Source organism: Stenotrophomonas sp. SrG (assembly GCF_050031795.1).
GTDB classification, from domain to species: domain Bacteria; phylum Pseudomonadota; class Gammaproteobacteria; order Xanthomonadales; family Xanthomonadaceae; genus Stenotrophomonas; species Stenotrophomonas rhizophila_A.
This window is the reverse complement of record NZ_JBNBBE010000433.1, coordinates 1-258: the sequence shown is the minus strand read 5'-3', so window position 1 is coordinate 258 and position 258 is coordinate 1. Positions and strand designations below refer to the sequence as shown.

Annotated in this window: 2 pseudogenes; one reads left to right on the top strand and one right to left on the bottom strand. The window is 68.6% G+C overall.

Annotated features, from left to right (window positions below):
• A pseudogene (locus ACQG3P_RS20370) lies at positions 1-128 on the top strand (N-(5'-phosphoribosyl)anthranilate isomerase); the annotation flags it as partial.
• Here the strand turns inward: ACQG3P_RS20370 and ACQG3P_RS20365 are convergent.
• Positions 125-258 (bottom strand): annotated as a pseudogene (locus tag ACQG3P_RS20365) (LysR family transcriptional regulator); the annotation flags it as partial. The pseudogenes ACQG3P_RS20370 and ACQG3P_RS20365 sit on opposite strands and share 4 nt — an antisense overlap.

Here is a 258-nt window from a genome sequence, read left to right as displayed (position 1 = left end):
TGGCCACCCTGCCGTGGGGCGTGGACGTCTCCAGCGGTATGGAAAGCGAGCCGGGCATCAAGGACGGCTCCAAGATGCGCAAGTTCGTCGAAGAAGTCCGCCGCGCGGACTGTCACGTGGCGGATTAACGCCGTAGCTTTTCGGCGAGCCATTCCGCCAACGATTCCACCCGCGCGTCCTGCGCACCGGCTGGCGTGGCCAGCACCCAGAAGCCACCGGTTGCGGCACAACCCCACGGCGCCAGCAGGCGCCCGGCCG